Source organism: Salipiger sp. PrR002 (genome assembly GCF_010500775.1).
Taxonomy (GTDB): domain Bacteria; phylum Pseudomonadota; class Alphaproteobacteria; order Rhodobacterales; family Rhodobacteraceae; genus Salipiger.
The window spans coordinates 1-5732 of sequence record NZ_JAAGOU010000067.1 but is presented as its reverse complement, the minus strand read 5'-3'; the positions used below and the strand labels follow the sequence as shown (position 1 = coordinate 5732).

7 protein-coding genes and 1 pseudogene are annotated in these 5732 nt (G+C 61.8%); 2 read left to right on the top strand and 6 right to left on the bottom strand.

The window, feature by feature from the left end; translation table 11 throughout:
• The 3 genes and pseudogenes from G0A00_RS25870 to G0A00_RS25860 form a co-directional block, all read right to left on the bottom strand.
• Nucleotides 1–209, bottom strand: a 209-nt coding sequence (locus tag G0A00_RS25870) for a type II toxin-antitoxin system RelE/ParE family toxin (protein ID WP_164185677.1), incomplete at its 3' end; no start/stop codon positions are given.
• Nucleotides 210–377: 168 nt separating this feature from the next.
• Complete coding sequence (gene istB / locus G0A00_RS25865; protein WP_164185631.1) at nt 378–1172, bottom strand: IS21-like element helper ATPase IstB; 795 nt, start codon at nt 1170–1172, stop codon at nt 378–380.
• Nucleotides 1162–2239, bottom strand: a pseudogene (locus G0A00_RS25860) (transposase); the annotation flags it as partial. The gene istB and the pseudogene G0A00_RS25860, both read right to left, overlap by 11 nt.
• 76 nt (nt 2240–2315) lie before the next feature.
• Here G0A00_RS25860 and G0A00_RS25855 point away from each other — a divergent pair.
• Nucleotides 2316–3131 (top strand): DUF2182 domain-containing protein, encoded by an 816-nt coding sequence (locus G0A00_RS25855; RefSeq protein ID WP_164185570.1) that lies wholly within the window; start codon nt 2316–2318, stop codon nt 3129–3131.
• 65 nt (nt 3132–3196) lie between these two features.
• Here the strand turns inward: G0A00_RS25855 and G0A00_RS25850 are convergent, their stop codons facing one another.
• Together G0A00_RS25850 and G0A00_RS25845 are read right to left on the bottom strand one after the other, a co-directional pair.
• A complete protein-coding gene (locus G0A00_RS25850) occupies nt 3197–3712 on the bottom strand; it encodes a GNAT family N-acetyltransferase (RefSeq protein ID WP_164185569.1) in 516 nt (171 codons plus the stop codon).
• Nucleotides 3713–3740: 28 nt separating this feature from the next.
• On the bottom strand, nt 3741–4637 hold the full coding sequence (locus tag G0A00_RS25845; protein WP_164185568.1) for a LysR family transcriptional regulator: 897 nt from the start codon (nt 4635–4637) through the stop codon (nt 3741–3743).
• Nucleotides 4638–4743: 106 nt separating this feature from the next.
• Here G0A00_RS25845 and G0A00_RS25840 point away from each other — a divergent pair, with 106 nt between their 5' ends.
• A complete protein-coding gene (locus G0A00_RS25840) occupies nt 4744–4968 on the top strand; it encodes a hypothetical protein (protein WP_164185567.1) in 225 nt (74 codons plus the stop codon).
• Nucleotides 4969–5074: 106 nt separating this feature from the next.
• Here the strand turns inward: G0A00_RS25840 and G0A00_RS25835 are convergent, their stop codons facing one another.
• Nucleotides 5075–5584, bottom strand: coding sequence for a GNAT family N-acetyltransferase (locus tag G0A00_RS25835; RefSeq protein WP_164185566.1), 510 nt, complete (start codon nt 5582–5584; stop codon nt 5075–5077).
• Nucleotides 5585–5732: the final 148 nt, after the last annotated feature.

Genomic DNA, 5732 nt, shown 5'->3' with positions numbered 1-5732 from the left:
AGCACCTCGCCCTGATCGTCCATGATCACTCTCCAGTCGCCCACCCGCAGCCGGATGCCTTCGCGGCCTTTCAGGGACTTGACGTTGTTCGACAACACTTCGGGATCGGTCGCGTAGAGTTCCACCTTTTCGGTGATCCGCTTCGCCTCGTTGCGCGGTATTTTGCGGAGCGTGCGAAGGGCGGCGGTCCTGTAGGTGATCGTCTTCATGGATGTAGCTGTACGCTACATTTCGCCCTATTGCAAGGCGCATTGTAGCGCTAGGCTACAAGGGGATTCGGGCCAACCCAGAAAATGGACCCAGCGTATTGATTTCCACCCAGAACTGACCCGGGTTTTCCATCGAGAAGTGACCCACCTTGGATTATGCTAAGGGGGTCATGATTGGGTCAAGACATGGCTTCCCTCCCTCTTTTTCCGCGTTGCTGCAGCCGCGTTGTCCTTGAAGCGGAAGCTGTCGTTTCCGGTCTCGAGGATGTGGCAGCGATGGGTCAGCCGATCGAGGAGCGCGGTGGTCATCTTGGCGTCACCGAACACTGTGGCCCACTCGCTGAAGCTGAGGTTCGTGGTGATGATCACGCTGGTGCGCTCGTATAGCTTGCTCAGCAAATGGAAGAGCAAGGCGCCCCCTGAAGCGCTGAACGGCAGGTATCCGAGCTCGTCCAGGATCACGAAGTCGAGGCGGGTGAGGGTTTCCGCGATGTGTCCGGCTTTTCCCTTGGCCTTCTCCTGCTCGAGAGCGTTGACGAGTTCGATGGTCGAGAAGAAGCGCACCTTCCGGCGATGATGCTCGATGGCATGGATGCCGAGCGCGGTTGCAACGTGGGTCTTCCCGGTCCCGGGGCCGCCTATGAGCACAACGTTCTGCGCTCCTTCCATGAACTCGCCGCGATGCAGCTGGCGCACCGTTGCCTCGTTCATCTCGCTGGACGAGAAGTCGAAGTTGGGCAGATCCTTGTAGGCCGGGAAGCGTGCCACCTTCATGTGGTAGGCGATCGAGCGCACCTCGCGCTCCGCGACCTCAGCCTTCAGGAGCTGCGTCAGGATCGGCACGGCGGCTTCGAGCGCCGGCGCACCCTGCCCGATCAGGTCGGTCACGGCTTGAGCCATCCCGTGCATCTTGAGGCTGCGCAGCATGATCACGATGGCACCGCTGGCTGGGTCATGACGCATGGCGGCCTCCAGCATCGCGAGGCCGTAGCTCGTCATAGCGCTCCACATTGGCCCGGGGCTCTCGCTTGAGGGCCAAGGCACCCGGCGGGTCGATGGAGGGAGCGTCGGTCGACTTCCCGTCGATCAGGCGGTGCAGAAGATTCAGGACGTGGGTCTTGGTCGCTACGCCCTCGGAGAGCGCCAGCTCGACCGCGTTCAGCACCAATTGCTCGTCGTGGTGCAAGACCAGGGCAAGGATGTCGACCATCTCCCGGTCTCCCCCGGGCCGTCGCAGCAATTGGCTCTGCAATTGCCGGAAGGCGGGCGGCAGGTCCACGAAGGGGGCGCCATTGCGCAGGGCTCCGGGCTTTCGCTGGATGACGGCCAGGTAGTGGCGCCAGTCGTAGATCGTTCTGCCGGGCAGATGGTGAGATCGCTGTATCAGCCGCTCGTGCTCGCACAGGATTTGCCCTTCTGCGGCGACCACGAGACGATCGGGGTAAATCCGGAGGCTGACTGGTCTATTGGCGAAGGAGGCGGGGACGCTGTAGCGATTGCGCTCGAAGCTGATCAAGCAGGTCGGGGACACGCGCTTGCTCTGCTCGACAAAGCCGTCGAAGGCAGGTGGCAGCTGCATGAGCGCCGCTTGCTCCGGGCCCAGGCATCCGCGATGCTGCCCGCGAGGGTGCCATGGGGGGTCTCACGCCAGAACTCCATGCAGCGTCGTTCCAGCCATGCGTTCAGCGAACCAAGGTCGGGGAAGGTCGGCATGGGGTTCCATAAGCGCGGCCGGGCGTCCTGGACGTTCCTTTCGACCTGACCCTTTTCCCAGCCCGCCGCCGGATTGCAGAACTCCGGCTCGAACACGTAGTGGTTTGCCATGGCCAGGAAGCGCATGTTTACCTGACGCTCTTTGCCACGGCCAACCCGGTCCACCGCCGTCTTCGCGTCCATTGTCCTCGGACCAATGGCGGACAATTCCCGCTGTCGTAGATCCCACGCTCCGGAACGCCGCCAAAGACGCGGAAGCCGTGCCAGTGGGCATCGAACAGCATCTCGTGGGTCTGCAGCAAATAGGCTCGGACAAGCACGCCTACATCACCGACATCCACATGTCGAACAAAGGCGTTTTGGACGCCGCCTGAGATTTCTGGAACCGGGTCAATGACATGGATCAGTGCCGTCGAACGCATCCTCAAGAAAGACCGCTCACTTCTTGTCGGGATGATTGGCCTCCTGTTCGTCCTGGCAGGGCTCTACACGGTCCTTGGGGTAGGAATGGAGACGTCCTCACTTGAGATGACGGCGATGAGGGGCAGGGGCATGCATGAAATGCCAGGAACGCGCTTGGCAGGCGACTGGAGCCCGTCTTTCGCGCTGCTCGTATTCCTCATGTGGTGGGTGATGATGATCGCCATGATGCTTCCAAGCGTCGCGCCGACCGTCCTGCTGCATTCGGCGCTGCTCCGACAGACCGGCTGGCGCGGTGACCTCCCTGCGGCTTCGGGTGCCTTCCTGATTGGATATCTTGCTGCTTGGGCCGGGTTCAGCTTCGTGGCGGCAGCGGTGCAGTGGGGTGCGGAATCGGCGGGGCTCGTGTCGCCCACCACGATGACGCTGACCGGCACGCTGCCCGGTGGGATACTCTTAATCGCGGCCGGGGTGTTCCAGTTTGCGTCGCTCAAAGCCGCCTGCCTGGATCACTGCCGGTCGCCATTCCGCTTCCTGACGGAGCGCGGCCGGCCAGGCATTTGGGGCGCGTTCATGATGGGACTGGAACACGGAACCTACTGCCTTGGGTGCTGCTGGTTACTGATGGCGCTTCTTTTCGTCGGCGGCATCATGAACCTGTACTGGATCGTGGGGCTCGCCGCCTTTGTTGCTTTGGAAAAGTTAACCGCGTTCGGACCAACACTTTCACGCATCGCGGGCGTGGCCCTTGTCGCGCGGGGGGCGTGGGCCATATCGATTTCACTGTGAGGACCTGTGGCATACTCATCGTTCGGTCTTAGTGCATTGCAGCGGAAGGTGCGCCCGGAATTGCCTCAACCGGGTTTGTAGATTTCGTAGGTTACACAGGGCACGCCATAGTGGGTTTGAATGCCGATGTATGTCATGCGCAACCGCTCCATCACGCGGGCGGAGGCTTTGTTTTTCGGATGCGTGACCGCAGTCAGGTAGGACACACCAATTGTCTCGAAGCCAAAGGTCATGGCAGCTTGCCCTGCTTCGGTGGCATATCCTCGGCCTTGCGCGCCGGGCAGCAGGCGCCAGCCGATTTCGAGCGGATTGGTCTCGACGTGGCCCAAATGCTGCAGGCACGCGGCGCCAACAAGGTGGTCCGTGCCGCGTTCAAAGGCCGCCCACCACCCAAAGCCATGTCTTTCCCATTCGCTTTGCTGTCGCACTATCCAAGCACCTGTTTCCTCTCGGGTCTGTGGCGGGCCGAGGTAGCGCATGACCTCCGGGTTCGAATTCATTCTGAAGAGGCCGTCGAGATGTTCCGGGGCGAACGGCACCAATCTGAGCCTTTTCGTCTTGAGAATGTTCTTCCTGATCATGGTCGAGCCTTCGGGAAGATGGTCTCGGCTATTTGAAAAGCGCTGCGTAGCGCGGTGCGAAGAATTTCGTGAACTCCCGTACTTCAGCGCGTCGATGCGCTTCGGGCGAGATCAGCATTAGGTGCGCTGCCGACATCTCGTCCGGCGGCGGAAAGCAGCGGATCAGTCGGCCCGCGGACTCGTCGGTCTCCGCAAGCTTCAGGTTCATGATCCCGAGCCCTTGCCCGGCCCGTATTGCGGCTTCCAGTAGGCCATACTCGCTGAAGGCAAGGATGATCTGGCCTGGAGTGATGCGCGCTGCCAGCCAGTCATGGTAAATGGACGGCATGTCATCAGGTGCATAGGTTACGAAGACATGTCCTGCCAAGTCATCCGGCGACACGGGCAGTCCGTGCTTCGCGGCGTAGCTGGGTGCGCCGAAGAGGGTGAAGCGGGCTGTGCTGATCCGCCGACAGATGAGCGCGGGCTCGGGTTGGCGCCGGGTGATACGCAAGGCAATGTCTACCTCGCCGCCGAGCAGGTCGAGGGGGCGCGCTGTGGGGAGGAACTCGAAGCGAACCGCTGGGTGCGATGCTGTGAACTCACTGAATATCTGGGTCACGGCCGGAGAAAAGTTGGTGAACACGGCGGTGATCCGTATAGGCCGGGGACGCGTCAGCGCTTCTGCTGCCGCTGCGAAGCTTTTGGCGGCGGCTTCAAGCGCTTCGGCCAATGGCAATAGTGTGCGGGCAGCTTCTGTTGGTCGAAATCCTCGGTTGCCCCTGTCGAAGAGCACCAGCCCAACTTCGTGCTCAAGAACATCGATGCGCCGGGCCACCGTTGGCTGCGCCATGCCGATCTTGCGCGAGGCGGCGAGGGTGGAGCCCTCCCGGAAGACCGCGAGGAAGATCTGAACGTCGGTCCAGCTGCGAAACCGGCTCTTCATTTACGAAGAGTCGCACAACGTCGCGCGTGATACCCGCAGCAACGATGCCTGCGTAATTTGAGATGCGAACACCGCGCCTATGCAGACCAGCGAGGGGACCCGAGACATGGCTCTTTTGACACTCTCCCATTCCAGCGTTGTCGACCGGCTGCTTCGGCTCTCCTGGCTGCGGGCCGGTCCTGACGCGCGCTCGGATGTTGCTGATCTCTCGGCAGACGAAACCCGTGCTCGGCGCGACTTTGTGAATGAAATGATGCAAAGGTGCCCCGAGGCATTCTCAAGCGACCTCGATGTGCAATCCATGATGTTCTATATTTCGCGTAGGTTTTGACTGGCCGGCGGAGTGACATCGAGCATTAAGAAATTTCTCATGACACTCCGCCTTGCGTCAATCACGTGTTGCGACCGGCTCAGCCCATTCCTGCCACGTGCACATTTTATCGTCTGTCACCGAAATGCCGGAAGACCAGGTCGCCCGGGTCCGGCCTGTTGGCTTCGGGGTCCAGCACCGCACCGAGCCGCTCGGCCAGCTTGCGCGAGCGCAGATTGCCGGGATCGACGTAGCTGACGAGCGTCTCCAACCCCTTCACCTGGCGCGCCCAGTCTCGGAACGCCGCCGCCGCTTCGAACGCGTATCCTTTGCCTTCTGCATTCGGGTACACGAGCCAGCCGAGTTCGCGCTCCGGAAAGCACGGTCCGGAGTTGATCCCGACCTGCCCGAGGGAGACTCCGGTCCCGCGCTCATCGATCATCAGGGCGCCACAGCCAAAGAAGCGCCACTGCGCGTGGTCGGCGCAGAAATGACCCCATGCCCCCGCCACGGTGAAGGGACCGCCCATGAAGCGCGCGCGTTCGGATTGCATGAGCTCCAGATAGGCGGGCCAGTCGTCGCCGGTCATCGGACGCAGCCTGCAGCGGGCCGTCGTCAGCGTCGGGATTTCGGTCATGGGTCCGGCCTCGTGCATCGTGGGTGCACCGAGGATATGCAGGACGCCTCCAAGCGCGGAAGGGGCTTGATGGACTCGCCATGAAGCGGAAGCATCGTATCCGCCGTCTCTGCCCCATTGATGTTCGGGTTGCCCCTGGCTTTTTGGC